Below are 14,076 nucleotides of genomic sequence, written 5' to 3'. Positions count from 1 at the left end.
GTGTCTCCTGGAGGTCACAATCCTCTGGTATTCGGTAAGGACAAATCGGGAGGCCCTTTCATGAACCGTCGAAGCGTGTGCGGAATCCTGCTCCTTTTGGCCTTTGCGCTCCTCTCTCCGGGAAGCGTCTCCGGCGCCTCCGTAACGCTCAAGGGTGCGGGCGCAACGTTCCCCCTGCCGTTCTACCTGAAGATTTTCGAGCAGTACCAACTCCAGACGGGGGTTGAAATTCTCTATCAGGGAACCGGTTCCGGCAAGGGCGTCCGGAAGCTCCTGGCCCGGGATGTGGATTTCGCCGGTACCGACATCGCCTCCTCCGGGGAGGAGGGGATATCCGGAGAAAAGTTCGTCCGGATTCCGACCTGCATCGGCGCCGTGGCCGTCGTCTACAACCTTCCGGGGAATCCGCAGCTCCGGTTTACAGCGCAGGTTCTGTCGGGCATCTTTCTCGGTCGTATCACCGCCTGGAACGACCCGGGGATTGCGGCCCTCAACCCGAACGTTCCTCTTCCGAATCTGCCGATCCAGGTGATCCACCGGTCGGATGAGAGCGGGACGACGTACATCCTGAGCGAATACCTGTCGAAAGTCGACACGGCCTGGCGAGCGGCCATGGGCACCGGAAAAATCCTCCGCTGGCCCGTCGGGCGCGGCACCGGCGGCAACGCCGGCGTCGCCGGCCTGGTGAGGGAGGTGTCCGGCTCCATCGGTTACGTCGAGCTGATCTACGCGATGGCCAACAGCATGACCATCGGGCACCTGGCGAACCGGTCCGGCCGGTTTGTCGCACCGACCATGGCAAGCATCTCCCTGGCCGCCGAGGCGGCGAAAAGCTCCAACGGCAGCCGGTCGCTGACGGACACCCCGTCCCGGGAGGGCTATCCCGTCGTCGGATATACCTGGCTCATGGTCTTCCGGGACCAGTCCCACCCGGCCGGGAAGAAACGGAAAGACGCCGAGGAGCTGGTAAACCTGCTTTACTGGGTGACCCATGAAGGGCAGAAGTATGCGGAGGAGCTTCAATATGTCCCCCTGCCCGGGGCGGCCGTGATCCAGGCCGAGGCGGACCTCCGGAAAATCACCTGGAAGGGAATCCCCCTGCTGAAGCGTAGACGGTAAAGGCGGGCGGGTGGAGCAACCCCGATCCTTCTCTTCGATCTCATCCTGAAATCTCCCCCGAGGAATGTCTTGTGAAGCTCAGAAACATCCCCATCGGAATGCGTCTCGGGCTGGGTCTCGGCCTGATCGGCATCATCCTGATCCTGCTCATCCTCCTAAGCGCGTGGGTCATCAACCGGGACCATGAGACCATGGATTCGTTCGTGCAGAAAAACCACCGGCAGATCTGGTGCGCCAGCGTTGTCAGCGATTCCATCCATTCCGTCCGGGAGGTTCTGACAACCTACCTGCAGGTCCGCGACGGAGGGAGATGGACCCTGCTGGGCGTCCAGTTTCTGACGGCCCGGGCCACCGCCGGCAATGCCCTGGAGGAGATCGAGCGGATCGAGACGTCGGACCGGGGGCGGGAGATTCTCTCCAGGCTCAGGAGAGAGCTGGCACTCCTGGATCGGGGTGGCGAGCGGGTCATGAAGATGCAGCGCATGGGGATGAATCGGGACGCCCAGACGGAGTTCGTGCTGCGCATCCATCCGCTTCTCATTTCCCTCCATCAGCATTGCCGGGAGCTGATCACCCATCAGGAACAGCAGACGCTCCTGGAGCGCAGGGCTGTGGCGGACCGGCACGCCGACATCCGGGCTTCCTTCATCCTATTTGCCGTCGTCGCCGTCGTCATCGCCGTCTGGACGGGTGTCCACATGACCCGGAGCATCACCGTGCCGATTCGGAACGGGGTTTCCATCGCCGACCGCCTGGCGGAGGGAGATCTATCCATGGAGATCCGGGTGGATCGGAGGGATGAGGCGGGCAAGCTCCTGGAGGCCATGAAGAACATGGTGGCCCGTCTCCGGGAGGCCAGGGACCTGGAGCAGCAGCTCCGCCAGTCGCAGAAGCTGGAGACCCTCGGCCGCCTGGCAGGAGGAATCGCTCATGATTTCAACAATGTTCTTGGGGCTATCCTGGGGGATGCCGAACTCATGAGGGTGAGCCGTCCCCTGGATGCGACCGTGACGAGGCACAGCCGCTCCATCGAAAACGCCGTCAGGAGGGCCTCCGGCTTCGTAAAACCTCTGCTTGCCTTCAGCCGGCAGCAGACCCTGAACCTGGAGACCGTGGACATTCATTCCGTCCTGGCGGAGTTTCACCAGATGGCGCAGCGAATGATCGGAACGAACATCGAGCTCTCCATGTGCCTTCATCCGTCTCCGCTCTGGATCCGTATCGACGTTTCCCAGTTCAACCAGGTCCTTCTCAACCTGCTGGTGAACGCCCGGGACGCCATGCCCGAAGGGGGAGCGATCAACGTCGAGACGTTTCCCCTCACCATGGACGGCTCGATCCTGGCGCCCTTTCCGGATGCCGAGGCGGTGGATTATATCGTACTGTCGATATCCGATACGGGCGCCGGAATTCCCGTCGAGATCCGGGAGAAGATCTTCGAGCCGTTCTTCACGACCAAAAAGGGTGGAACGGGCCTCGGGCTTTCCATCGTATACGGAATTGTCAAGCAGCATCGCGGATTCCTCGATGCCCGCAGCAATCCGGGCGGGGGGACGATCTTCCGGGTGTTCCTGCCGGCGATGCCGGCCGGGGCCGGGACAGCGCCTGCTTCCGGACAGCGTGCAGCGGCGGAGACAGGGAGCGAATCCATTCTCCTGGTCGAGGACAACGAGGATGTCCGGAGGACCACGGAGGAGATCCTTGTTCTGCTGGGATACTCGGTGACCGTTGCCGCCGACGGGGTGGAGGGGGTGGAGGTCTTTCGCAGGGAGCAGGAAAGAATCGATCTCGTCCTGATGGACGTCATGATGCCCCGGATGGGCGGCCTGGAGGCGTACGCCAGGATGAAGGAAATCCGGCCCGGACTGTCCGTCCTCTTCATGACCGGCTGTGGAGCCGGAGACCTTCCTCCGGACATCCGGGAGGGCGGCCCGCCGGCCCTGATCCAGAAGCCTTTCTGCATGGATGAGCTTGCCGCCAGGCTGAGGAATGTGCTCGACAGGCAGCCGGAGGGCGAGCGGGCCGGGTTATTCGAAGATCGCCGTCAGCAAGAGGTACAGGCCGGCGGATAGAACGCCCGAGATCGGGATGGTCAGGATCCAGGCCCAGATGATGTTTCCGGCGACTCCCCAGCGGACGGCGGACAGCCTTTTCGTGGCCCCCACGCCCATGATCGCCCCGGTGATCGTGTGGGTCGTGCTCACGGGAATCCCCGCCAGGGAGGCGCCGATGATGGACACGGCCGCGGCCGTCTCGGCGCAGAATCCGCCCATGGGCTGGAGTTTCGTGATTTTGGTCCCCATCGTCTTGACGATCCGCCACCCCCCCGACATGGTTCCCAGGGCGATGACCGTGTAACAGGCGATGATCACCCAGAGGGGAATGCGAAAGGTCGGGCCGAGATAGCCGCCGCTGAACAGGACCAGGGCGATGATGCCGATGGTCTTCTGGGCGTCGTTCATGCCGTGGCTGACGCTGTAAATCGCCGCGGAGAGGAGCTGCAGCCTCCTGAACAGCATGTTGGATGTAGTCACGCTGCCGAAGCGGGTGAGGTTGAGGACGATGATCATCAGGACGAGTCCCAGGATCAGGCCGATCACCGGGGAGAAGACGATGAAGCTCGCCGTCTTTGCGATTCCCTTCCAGACCAGAACGTCGAAGCCCCCCCTGGCGAGTCCGGAGCCGATGAGGCCTCCGATCAGCGCGTGGGAAGAGCTGCTCGGGAGGCCGAACCACCAGGTCAACAGATTCCAGATGATGGCGCCTCCCAGGGCCGCTATGATCAGCGTGTTGTTGACGATGGACGTGTTGATGATGCCGGTTCCTATGGTTTTCGCCACGTGCGCGTCGAACAGGAAGACGGCCACAAAGTTGAAGAAGGCGGCCCAGACAACCGCCTGGTGGGGCTTGAGGACCTGCGTCGAGACAATGGTGGCGATCGAATTGGCGGAGTCGTGGAACCCGTTGATGTAGTCGAAAATCAACGCAACGATGACGATGGAGATGACGACCGCCAGGGAGACATCGATCATGGCTGTTCATTCTCTCGATCTGCGTTTTCGTCTTCGTTTTCGGGCGGCAGGTCGCGGGTGATCGACATGGCGTTGTAGATCCCGAAGCCGACGGCCGCCAGGACGAGGAAAATCAGGAAGACGGAAAAGCTCCGGTACGCTTCCATCTGCGTTTTCGCCATCGTTTCCGCGGCGTTCAGCCGGTCCTTCGCCTGGACCTTGATGAGATCGACAATGGCGTCGATCCGGTCCGTCGGTTCGCGGTCGATTCCCCGAACCATCTTGTCGACGAGAACGGCGCTCTTGAGGTCGGACTGGTTGTAATTTGCCAGGGCGTCCCGGTACTGGTGTCCCAACTGCTGGTGAACCCGGATCGCCTCCGAGATCTCCGGAACCGGAAGTCCCAGGGCCGGCGCCATGGTCAGCAGCGACTGCAGGTGCTCGCGGGCAAGCTTCTCTTCCGCCTCGAAGGCCCGCACGTGCGATTCATAGAGCCGCGGGTCGTTGCCCCGGAGGAGGATGTCCTTCCATTCCTGCACCTGCTTCTTGAAATGGACCTCCGCCTGGCGTCCCGCGTCCACGGCCCGGATCAGCGCCTGTCCCTCCTGTGAGGTCTGATGGAGGCGCTTGTTGGTCTCCATGATGGCGATGAGGCCGTAGAGCCCGGTGACGACGGTCAGGACCGTGAAGATCCCGACCGTGATGATGACCCGGCGGCGTATGGAAATGTCCTGAAATGAAGTGTTCGGACCGTTCATGACCATCACCTCGGTTTCCGCGGTCGTGAGGTGCTTCCACCTCCGCCGCTTGAAAAAATTGGGGGGGCCCTGCGTTCTTGTCCGGCGTGCCGACTCTAAGCGCGGATTGTTACAGAATCATGACAAATGGGTTACAAATCGATGAAGTCATGCCTTCCGGCGTCCGATTCGCCTGCATCCGGACCGCCTCGCACAGGTTGACAGGATGAGTCGAATTTCTATATGACAGAAATACAAAAAAATACAAAGGGTCGACAAGAGGAGGAACGGGTGAGGCGTATCCTGTCGGTGGTTCTGGCTTTCTTCGTCATTCTGGCAATTCCGGGCCTGTCATGTGCGCAGGGCATCGCAGACACGCGGCCGGAGCCGGCGCAGCCGGCACAGCAGGAGCAGCAGCTGGAAGAGATCCCCCCCTTCATCGACGTCGTGATCCTCCGGCCCGTCGGCCTGGTCGCCTGCGTGGCGGGACTGGCGGCGACCATCATTGCCCTGCCTTTCGCCCTGCCGAGCGGAAGCATGGACAAGGTCACCAAGGCCCTGATCGGGGATCCGTTCTATTTCACCTTCAAGAGGCCCATCGGCCAGGGAACGCGTCCGGCCGTCCTGGACTGAAGTAGAGGCACGGGTGCCGGGGCCGTGGGAGGCGGCTTCATCCCCGTTCGATGCCCCTCTTTTCCCTTGCTCAATTTTCCCCCCCGGCTTATAAAGCGTGACAATGCTCACCGCCACAACGTCCTGAACCGAAACCGGAAAGAGGAAACCGCATGCACCTGCAGGCCCTGTTCGACTGGTTTTCCATCGAGAACAAGGGCCTGTATTACAAGCTTTACATCGTCTTCGGACTGTTCTTCCTCGTCCCCGTCTTCGGATTCCTCTATTTTGCCGTCAAATACGACATCCTCCAGGATGAGTTCATCCCCATCTATTTTATCGCACTCCTGATCCTGTTCTTTTTCGGTTTCCTCCTGCTCCGCAAGCTGGCGGACGATATCATCGCCCTGTCCCGGCACGCGAACCGGGCCCTCGAGGAGAACCTGAAAGGGAAGGCGCCGGTGTCCACCCACACCGACGAGATGAAGGGGATCATCTCCTCGTTTCAGACCCTGGAGCAGGAGCTCCGATACAGCTTTCAGAAACTCGACAAGAAGAGCCAGGACATCACGACGCTGAAGGAGCTGGCGGACCTCTGCTACATCACCTTCAACCCGGACGACCTGCTCCACATCACCCTCGAGCGGGCCCTCAAGCTCGTGGACGCCGACATCGGCTCCGTCCTCATTCTGGAGCGTCCCCGGCGGGACATCTTCCAGGTGGTTGCCTCCATCGGCCTCGGCGGCATGGTCAAGAAGGGCGATCGCATCTCCTACGCCGGGAGCATCGCCAAGTACGCCGTCATCAACAAGACGCCCCTCGTGGTGGAGGACATCGAAAACGACACGCGATTCGGACGGATGTCCCGGAACCAGTACGCGACGAAGTCGTTCATCTGCATGCCCCTGAAGACCATCCATGACGTGATCGGGGTCGTCACGATTTCCCGGAGCCGCACGGACCTGGCCTTCCGCCTGGAGGACGCGGAGCTTCTCAGTCCCCTCCTCAGCAACGCCGCCTTCACCTACGACAACCTCCGGCTCATCCAGCGGAGTGAGAGCCAGGACGTTCATCTCGCTTCGCTGCAGAACGTGATCAAGTCCATCAATTCGAGCCTCAAGCCGGCGGAGCTGGTGCAGTCGATCCTGCAGGAGATCCGCGGGGCCGTGCCCTACGGCGTGGCCGTCCTCCTATACCAGGACCGGTCGAATTCCGGGGGCCTTCATGTGAGCGAAGTCCTCGCGTTCGAACCCACGGGCATTGTCGCCGGGCCGCTCTCCGGAGTGGAGGGGTCCATCCTTGAGCGGACCCTCCGCATGAAAAACCTGGTGACCGTCCGCGGGGGGGACGCTTCGGAGCATCCCCTGGACAGGCTGCTGTTCGGAGCCGACCCGGAGGCGGCCTCGATCCTGATCCCCCTTGAAGCGGAGGGAGGCTCCACCGGCGCCCTCGTGCTGCAGGGCGTTCCGCCGGATGCCTTCACCCAGTTCAAGGAATACCTGGAAGCGATCGGCGAGGGCCTGTCCCTGGCCCTGGAGAAGGAGCGGCTCATCTCGGCCACCCTGAAGCGGAACCAGGAGCTCGCGGCCATCCGCCAGATCGGCAGCGCCCTCTCCACGGCGACCTTCGACATGGAAAAAGTCCTGAATTATACGATGGACATGATTCGGGTGGCCATCAACGTGGAGGCCGGAACCCTGTTTCTCGTCGAGGGAGACGACCTCCGGTTCCAGGCGGCCTTCAACACCGATCTCCAGACCGTTCCGGATATCCGCATCAAGCTGGGGCAGGGGATCGCCGGGTACTGCGCGTCCCGGGGGGAAGCGATCCTCGTCGAGGACGTCCAGAACAACCCGCATTTCTATGACGAGATCGACGGGCGGACGAACTTCAGGACCCGCTCGATCCTCTGCGTGCCCATGATCTCCCAGAGCCGCGTCATCGGTGTTATCGAGGTGATCAACAAGATCGGGGCGGCCTTCGACGAGAGCGACAAGCACCTCCTCCAGTCCATCGCCTCCTCGGTGAGCATCGCCATCGAGAATGCCCACCTGTACCGTGAGACCCGAAGCATGGCGGACAAGGAGCGGAGCATCCGCAGCGTCTTCCAGAAGTTCGTGCCCAAGGCGGTGGTGGACGAGATCATCCTGGGCGCCGAGTCGGGGCGGTCCCACGTCGAGGAATTCAAGACCGTGACGCTGCTCAACATCGACATCCGCAATTTCTCGCTCCTCTCCCGGGACATGGGACCTCAGAGGACGGTTGCCCTGCTGAACGAGTTCTTCGCCGTCATGGGGGAGATCGTGTTCCGCCAGGGCGGGATCGTGGACAAGTACCTGGGGGACGGTTTCCTGGCTGTCTTCGGGGCGCCCGTCTCGAGCGCCGCTGACGCGGAAAACGCGATCCGGTCGGCCCTGGAGATGATGTCGCGGCTCGAAGGCCTGAACACGGAGTTCCAGCGCCGCTTTTCGGCCACCCTGGTCGTGGGCATCGCCATTCATACGGGAGAGGTCGTCGTCGGCAACATCGGCTTCGAGAAGAAAATGGACTACACCGTCATCGGCGACGCGGTAAACGTCCTTTTCCGGATCCAGGATCTCTGCCACATCCACCCCGACTCCATCCTCCTGAGCGGCAGGACCCGCCGCTCGGCCCAGTCCAACTACCAGGTCGAGGAGGTGACACCGGCCGAGCCGACGGACGCCATCGGGAGCAACCGGGTGTTCCGTCTCCTGGGACCGCAGGAGAACGCCTGAGGCCTGCTGAAGATGTACCGGGGACTTGCCTTCTCTCTCCTGTCCGCCGTCTGCTTCGCTTCGCTGGCCATCCTGGCGAAGCTGGGCTACCGGGCGGGGCTCTCCGACATGGCGCTCCTCCAGTGCCGCTTTCTCTTCGGCGCGGCCCTCCTCTTTCTTTTCCTCCTCCTCGTGGACCCGTCGCTCCTGAAAATCCGCCCCGCCGTCCTGGGGAAGGCGGCCTTCCTCGGCCTTGCCCTCCACGTCCTCCAGAGCACGTTTTTCTTCAAGGCCCTCAACTACATCCCGGCGTCCACGACGTCGCTCATCCTCTACATCTATCCGGTCACGGTGACGGTCCTCTCGGCGGCCTTTCTCCGCCTGAAGGTGGGGCGGACGCTCGTTCTGTCGCTCCTGATTCTCTCGGCCGGCTCGTGCCTGGTCTTCTACGACGCCTTCCTCCGGGAGATGAATCTCCTGGGGCTTCTGTTCGCCTTCGGCACGACCCTGACCTTCTCCGTCTACCTGATCCTGGTGCAGGTCTTCATGAAAGGGGAAAGGCCCCTCACCGTGGCCTTCTACGTGATCGTGTTCACCGGGCTGGCCTTCCTCTTTCTCCACAATCCGCTTGAAATCCTGAGGATGAACGGAACGCAGCTCCTGATCGCCGTTTCGCTCGGGCTGTTCCCCACGGCGGTGGCCATCGTGTTCCAGTACCGGGCCATCGAGGAGATCGGCAGCACCTACACGTCCGTCTTCTCGACCCTGGAGCCGGCGGCCACGGTCGCCCTGGCCGCGGCGGTCCTGGGCGAGACCGTCGACACCCTGCAGTGGGCGGGCATGGCGCTGATCGTGGCGGGGATCGCCGCCCCCAACCTGGAGGCGATCTGGAGGGAAAGACGCCTGAATCGGGGCTAGGCCGGGCCGGGAGTCAGGGGAGGATCCGCATCCCCGAGGACGGGAAGGGCGCGAGCAGGGCCTGCAGGGTGGAAGGGGAGGTTTGTGCGGGGGCCAGCCAGAGGGCGGCGCCCTCCCGGTCCAGGATCACGGGCATCCGGTCGTGAACGGGCCGGATCAGGTCGTTGGCCTCGGTGGTGAGAATCGTGCAGGTGGCGGCGGAGGGATCTCCCGGGGCGGTTTTCCGGTACTCGTAGAGCCCGGCGAGGGCCATGGGCCGATCCGAGCGCAGGCCGTAGAGGACCGGGCGCGCCGGTTTTCCCGTTCGGTCCCACTCGAAAAATCCGTCGGCAGGGATCAGGCAGCGACGGTGGCGGAAGGCGTCACGGAAGCTCGGCTTGACGGCGGCTGTCTCCGAGCGGGCGTTGAAGAGCCTCCGGCCGATGGAGGGATCCCTGGCCCAGGAGGGCACCAAGCCCCAGTGGAACAGGGCCGGCCGTAGAACCGGATCGCGCAGGATCGCCACGATCTCCTGCCCGGGGAAGTGCTCCCCCGCGGGCAGGGAAAGACCCTGCGGGGCCTCGAAGCCGAAATCCCCGGCAAGGGTGGCCAGGTCTGTCAGGAGGACGAATCGTCCGCACATGGTTCCGTGGATCAGACAAGCCGGCCTGCGGCCTCGTCGGGGGTTGCGGCCGCCACCTCCAGCGACCGGGTGGCTGTTCCCGCCCGGATGTTCACCTCCACCGGACGGTCCTTCGGGGCATCGCTGTACAGCACGCACAGGGAGGCAGCCAGGCGAAGCCCCTCCTCGCTCCAGCCGGGGGACAGGGCCGTCAGGGGGCCCGGATACCCGGCCATGCGGATCAGGGTGTACCGGTCTCCGGCGGCCCGCTCGATGGCCAGATTGTCCCGGTGGTTTCTCCCCACCACGGCCCGGGTCCGCTCGTCGATCCGGAAGTGTCGGCCCTGCTTGAGCATTTCCACGTCCCGGGGCGTGCATCCGGGGTTGTGCGCGAAGAGGTCCCGGAGGCGCCGGGAGAACGAGACGTCCGTGAGCAGGCAGCCGCCGGCGGGGGTCTCGTAGCGGGTGATGCCCATGTCGGCTGCCATCTGCATCTGGATCTTTCTTCCCCGACCCTGGATCGCCAAAAGCCGCTCCCGGTCGACCTTACCCTCCCGTTCCGGCGCTGTTTCCGGCAGGAGCAGGGCGCTCAGGGGGCGGACCACCCGGTCGAGGTACCCCGAGTTCTTCGCCACCACGTAGAGCGACTGCTTTCCCTGCGACATGGGACGCTGTCCGAGGACCTCACCGGTCAGGATGAATGCCGCGCCCGTTTCCTCCATGATCCCGCCGGCCTTGCGCAGCATCAGGGCGTGGCAGTCGATGCAGGGGTTCATGTTCCTGCCATATCCGTACCGGGGGGCCTTGACCATCTCGAGGTGTTCGTCGGCGAAGTCCACGACGCGGAGGGAAAGATCGATCTGCCGGGCCGCCTCCCGGGCCTTCCTGGCGCTGAAGAACGGAGTTTCGAAGCTGACGCCCAGTACGTCGATGCCCTGGAGACGAACGACCTGAACGGCCAGGACGCTGTCCAGGCCGCCCGAAAAGAGGGCGACGGCACGGACGGCACCGGGCTGCGGAAGGGAAGGGGAGGTTGCCATGGGATATGCCGAAACAGGCGGTCCTTTCGGTACGGATCCGCGGATCCGTTGGATTCGTGAAATATTCTGAAGAATTGACGTCGTATACCGGAAGCGGGAGCGGAAGTCAAACATCCGCTTCCCCGGGCGGTGATGCCGGCGGATGCAGGAATAACGGGATTGACAAAGGGGGAGGCCCGTCTTATGGTGGCCCCATCACGCCAAGTCCGGCGGATGCGCCGGCAGGGGGACCGATGCGGAAGCGAATCCTGTCGATCGTCATGGTTCTGGTGGCCGTTCCGTTGCTGATGGGTCTGGGATCCCAGGGGGGGGCGCCGGGCAAGATCCCGAAGCCGGACAAGCAGTATTCCGCCGTCTTCGTGGACCACATGGACGTCGTGACGGAGTGCAGCGAAGTCACCATCGAGGGGATCACGTTTCTGGAGGGGAAGCGGGGCGGGGGAATCGTCACCATTCCGTTCCAGAACATCACCTCCGTCCTGTTCCGGTTGAGCGGGAACAACCTGATCGCCACGGTTCGGCTGGGCGACGGAAAGACGATGGAGCTGACGGCGGACAAGAAGCACCGGGCCTACGGGATGACCAGTTACGGGACGTTCCAGATCCAGCTCGTCGACCTGAAGAAGCTGACCCTCCGCAAATCGTAGCCCTCCGGGCCGGAACCCGCCCATGCTGATGCTCACCCACACCTGGGTTCTCCGGGAACTCTGCCGCCGTATCGGGAAGGATCCCCGGGAGCCGGACGCCTACATCTACAACGTCGCCCCGGACCTCCTGACGATCCATCCGGACATCACCTCCGCCATGACCCACAGGATCCCGCGGCTGGATCCCCTTCCGCCGGAAGACGCCAGGGGGGCCTATGCCCAGTTCCACCTCCTGGTGGACGACATGGCCCACTACGGCCGGGTCGGACAGGATTCGCCCGGGGAATTCGATCCCGGAGCCGACGGCTATTCCTACCGGCAGGGACGGTTCCTCGTCCCGCGCCTGGAGGAGCTCCACCGGCGGATCGGCCGGGAAATTTCCCGGTCCGATGCCGTTTACCAGTCGCACATGATGATCGAGATGGCCTTCGACCTGAACCTGTATCTCCGGGGAAACGGGGGACTCCTGGACCTGTTCCTGGCGGCCCTGGGCTACACCGCCCGAAACGGCCTGGAAGGCTTTTCCGGGACGATGGGAAGGCTGATCGGGGTTGAACCGAACACGGTCGCCGAGGCGGTGGTGCGGGGACGGGATACCTACGACCGGCTGCGCATGGAGGGATTCCTGAGACTTGAAGGACGGACGGCCGGATTTATCGGTAAATTTCGCCTGGATCAGGAAGATCGGGATACCTGGGAGGGAGTCAGGGTGCTGATGGAACTCGCCCTGGATGCGACCGGGGACAGCGGCGGGTTTCTGGAGCCCGTCCTGGATGCCGTCCAGGATACGGGCTTCCGGCTTCCCCTGTAGAGACGGCGTCAGGCCGCCTTCTGAACGACCCCGGAGCGAAGGCAGCGGGTGCAGACCTTCATGTGCTTCACGGCGCCGGTAGCCTTCTCCACGGCGCGGATCTTCTTGAGGTTCGGATACCAGATCCGCTTGGACTTGTTGTTGGCGTGGCTCACGTTGTTTCCGACGACGGGCCTCTTGCCGCACACATCACATACCCTGGCCATTTCGATAATGCCTCCTGAAAGAATGGAAACGCGCTTCTAAACTATCTGTGCCGAAATAGCAAGGAAAAAACCGGCGGCCCTGGAAAATGGCCGGATGCTTCGTTGCGCTTCGCCCTCGTCGGTGCGGCGTACGAGGAGTACGCCTCCCTCCTCGGTCATTGCGCGCCTCGCCTGCGGCCATTTTGCAGGGCCGCCCGTGTGGTTCTGCCGGCGGCGCGGGAAGATGTCGGGATGCTTCGCCCAGCTTCGCAGAGAAAAAGGATCCGGCCCGTCTTTCAGGCCGGGACGTTCTTCATGGACAGCGGCTGGCCCGTCGATTCGAGGACGCGCATCCACAGGTTTCCCGCCGGTTCCACCCGTTTGCCCGACGTGACGGCCTTCAGGGGCAGGTGGACGAATTCGTCTTTCATGAGCCCCACGAGCATGCCCGTCTTGCCCGCCATGCCGGCATGGGCGGCGTACTGGCCCAGGGCGCCGCAGTAGATGCTGTCGCTGGCGCTGGCGGGAACACTCCGCAGGGTGTAGCTGGGGTCGATGTATTTCAGGTTGATGTCCTGCCCCAGGCCCTGGAAGTACCGCTCGATCCGCTCCTTCAGGAACAGGCCGATGTCCAGGAGGCGGATGTTTCCCGATGCGTCCGTTGCCCGTTCTTCCCCGCTGTGGGGCACCAGGTCCTGACCGGCGCCCTCGGCCACGAGGATGACACAGTGCTGGCGTTCCCGGAGCCGCTGTTCGAGAGCCCTCAAAAAGCCCCTTTCCCCATCGAGGTCGAAAGGCACCTCCGGGATCAGGACGAAGTTGGCCTCGTTCTGGGCCAATGCGGCCCCGACGGCGATGTGGCCGGAGAGGCGCCCCATGAGTTTTACCAGGCCGATGCCGAGGGGCGCTCCCTTGGCCTCCGCGTGGGCGCACTGAATGACCCGGACCGCCTCCGAAATGGCCGTATCGTAGCCGAAGGTCTTCTGGATCAGGTTAAGGTCGTTGTCGATGGTCTTGGGGATGCCGATGACCCCGATGTTCAGATGCCTGCTCAGGATCTCGCAGGTGATCTGCTCCGCGGCCCGCATGGTCCCGTCGCCGCCGATGCAGAACAGGATATCCACGTTCATGCGCTTGAGGGCGTTGACCATTTCGCACACATCCTGAAGACCCCGGGAAGACGACAGGAAGCTCCCTCCCAGGGTGTGGATGTCCTTGACCACATCCGGGGTCAGGTCCAGCATGGCATGTCCGTATTTCGGGATCAGGCCCTGGAATCCGTAGCGGATTCCCTGAATATTGCGGACGCCGTAGCGGTGATGGAGCTCCATCACAACGGCGCGGATGACGTCGTTGATGCCGGGGCAGAGTCCCCCGCAGGTTACAATGGCAACCTTCGTTTTCGACGGATCGAAAAAGATCTTCTCCCGGGGGCCGGCAACTTCCATGGACAGGGGCGATCCGTCCGGGGCCTTCCATTCGGCGAAGTGCAGCGGATCGATATTGAAGAGGATCCGCCGGTCATCCGGGGTGTAGTAGTTCGCGATGACCGGGGAGGGAATCGTGCGCTCACCGAGGTTTGTGATGCTGAAATCGTAGCCTGTCTCGTTCATGGAATCCTTTCCTTCTGGAAATCTCGGATGCCGTTTCTCGGCAGCGG

General features: G+C 63.1%; 13 protein-coding genes. 7 read left to right on the top strand and 6 right to left on the bottom strand.

Annotation, left to right across the window (positions count from 1 at the left end):
* Positions 1-60 precede the first annotated feature (60 nt).
* Positions 61-1,119 (top strand): phosphate ABC transporter substrate-binding protein PstS, encoded by a 1,059-nt coding sequence (pstS, locus tag PLO63_12275; GenBank protein HOI74910.1) that lies wholly within the window; start codon positions 61-63, stop codon positions 1,117-1,119.
* A gap of 71 nt (positions 1,120-1,190) precedes the next feature.
* Positions 1,191-3,191 (top strand): ATP-binding protein, encoded by a 2,001-nt coding sequence (locus PLO63_12270; GenBank protein HOI74909.1) that lies wholly within the window; start codon positions 1,191-1,193, stop codon positions 3,189-3,191.
* Here the strand turns inward: PLO63_12270 and PLO63_12265 are convergent.
* Both PLO63_12265 and PLO63_12260 read right to left on the bottom strand, forming a co-directional pair.
* Entirely contained in the window at positions 3,147-4,151 is a 1,005-nt protein-coding gene (locus tag PLO63_12265) for an inorganic phosphate transporter (GenBank protein HOI74908.1), read from the bottom strand. The genes PLO63_12270 and PLO63_12265 overlap by 45 nt on opposite strands.
* Complete coding sequence (locus PLO63_12260; protein HOI74907.1) at positions 4,148-4,888, bottom strand: hypothetical protein; 741 nt, start codon at positions 4,886-4,888, stop codon at positions 4,148-4,150. The genes PLO63_12265 and PLO63_12260 overlap by 4 nt, the downstream gene beginning before the upstream one ends.
* Before the next feature lie 270 nt (positions 4,889-5,158).
* Between PLO63_12260 and PLO63_12255 the strand changes: the two genes are divergently transcribed.
* The 3 genes from PLO63_12255 to PLO63_12245 all read left to right on the top strand — a co-directional run bounded on the left by PLO63_12255 (position 5,159) and on the right by PLO63_12245 (position 9,132).
* A complete protein-coding gene (locus PLO63_12255) occupies positions 5,159-5,500 on the top strand; it encodes a hypothetical protein (GenBank protein HOI74906.1) in 342 nt (113 codons plus the stop codon).
* A gap of 152 nt (positions 5,501-5,652) precedes the next feature.
* Positions 5,653-8,235, top strand: coding sequence for a GAF domain-containing protein (locus PLO63_12250; protein HOI74905.1), 2,583 nt, complete (start codon positions 5,653-5,655; stop codon positions 8,233-8,235).
* Positions 8,236-8,247: 12 nt separating this feature from the next.
* Positions 8,248-9,132, top strand: a complete 885-nt coding sequence (locus PLO63_12245) for a DMT family transporter (GenBank protein ID HOI74904.1) — start codon at positions 8,248-8,250, stop codon at positions 9,130-9,132.
* Between the two features lie 13 nt (positions 9,133-9,145).
* Here PLO63_12245 and PLO63_12240 read toward each other — a convergent pair whose 3' ends face one another.
* Both PLO63_12240 and PLO63_12235 read right to left on the bottom strand, forming a co-directional pair.
* The gene (locus PLO63_12240) at positions 9,146-9,754 is read right to left on the bottom strand and encodes an SOS response-associated peptidase (GenBank protein HOI74903.1); all 609 of its coding nucleotides are present in this window, start codon (positions 9,752-9,754) and stop codon (positions 9,146-9,148) included.
* An 11-nt stretch (positions 9,755-9,765) separates the two neighbouring features.
* Positions 9,766-10,773 (bottom strand): tRNA 4-thiouridine(8) synthase ThiI, encoded by a 1,008-nt coding sequence (locus PLO63_12235; protein HOI74902.1) that lies wholly within the window; start codon positions 10,771-10,773, stop codon positions 9,766-9,768.
* A gap of 233 nt (positions 10,774-11,006) precedes the next feature.
* Here PLO63_12235 and PLO63_12230 point away from each other — a divergent pair, with 233 nt between their 5' ends.
* On the top strand, positions 11,007-11,420 hold the full coding sequence (locus tag PLO63_12230) for a hypothetical protein (GenBank protein HOI74901.1): 414 nt from the start codon (positions 11,007-11,009) through the stop codon (positions 11,418-11,420).
* A 22-nt stretch (positions 11,421-11,442) separates the two neighbouring features.
* Positions 11,443-12,231, top strand: a complete 789-nt coding sequence (locus PLO63_12225; GenBank protein ID HOI74900.1) for a hypothetical protein — start codon at positions 11,443-11,445, stop codon at positions 12,229-12,231.
* An 8-nt stretch (positions 12,232-12,239) separates the two neighbouring features.
* On the opposite strand, the gene rpmB is transcribed toward PLO63_12225, so the two are convergent.
* Together rpmB and PLO63_12215 are read right to left on the bottom strand one after the other, a co-directional pair.
* Complete coding sequence (rpmB, locus tag PLO63_12220; protein ID HOI74899.1) at positions 12,240-12,437, bottom strand: 50S ribosomal protein L28; 198 nt, start codon at positions 12,435-12,437, stop codon at positions 12,240-12,242.
* 275 nt (positions 12,438-12,712) lie between these two features.
* Positions 12,713-14,029 carry an ATP-dependent 6-phosphofructokinase gene (locus PLO63_12215; GenBank protein HOI74898.1) on the bottom strand — a complete coding sequence of 439 codons (1,317 nt, stop codon included), beginning with the start codon at positions 14,027-14,029 and terminating at the stop codon, positions 12,713-12,715.
* Positions 14,030-14,076 lie beyond the last annotated feature (47 nt).

This window comes from Syntrophales bacterium (genome assembly GCA_035363115.1).
GTDB lineage: Bacteria > Desulfobacterota > Syntrophia > Syntrophales > PHBD01 > PHBD01.
The sequence above is the reverse complement of the archived record's forward strand: the minus strand, read 5'-3'. Positions and strand labels throughout refer to the sequence as shown.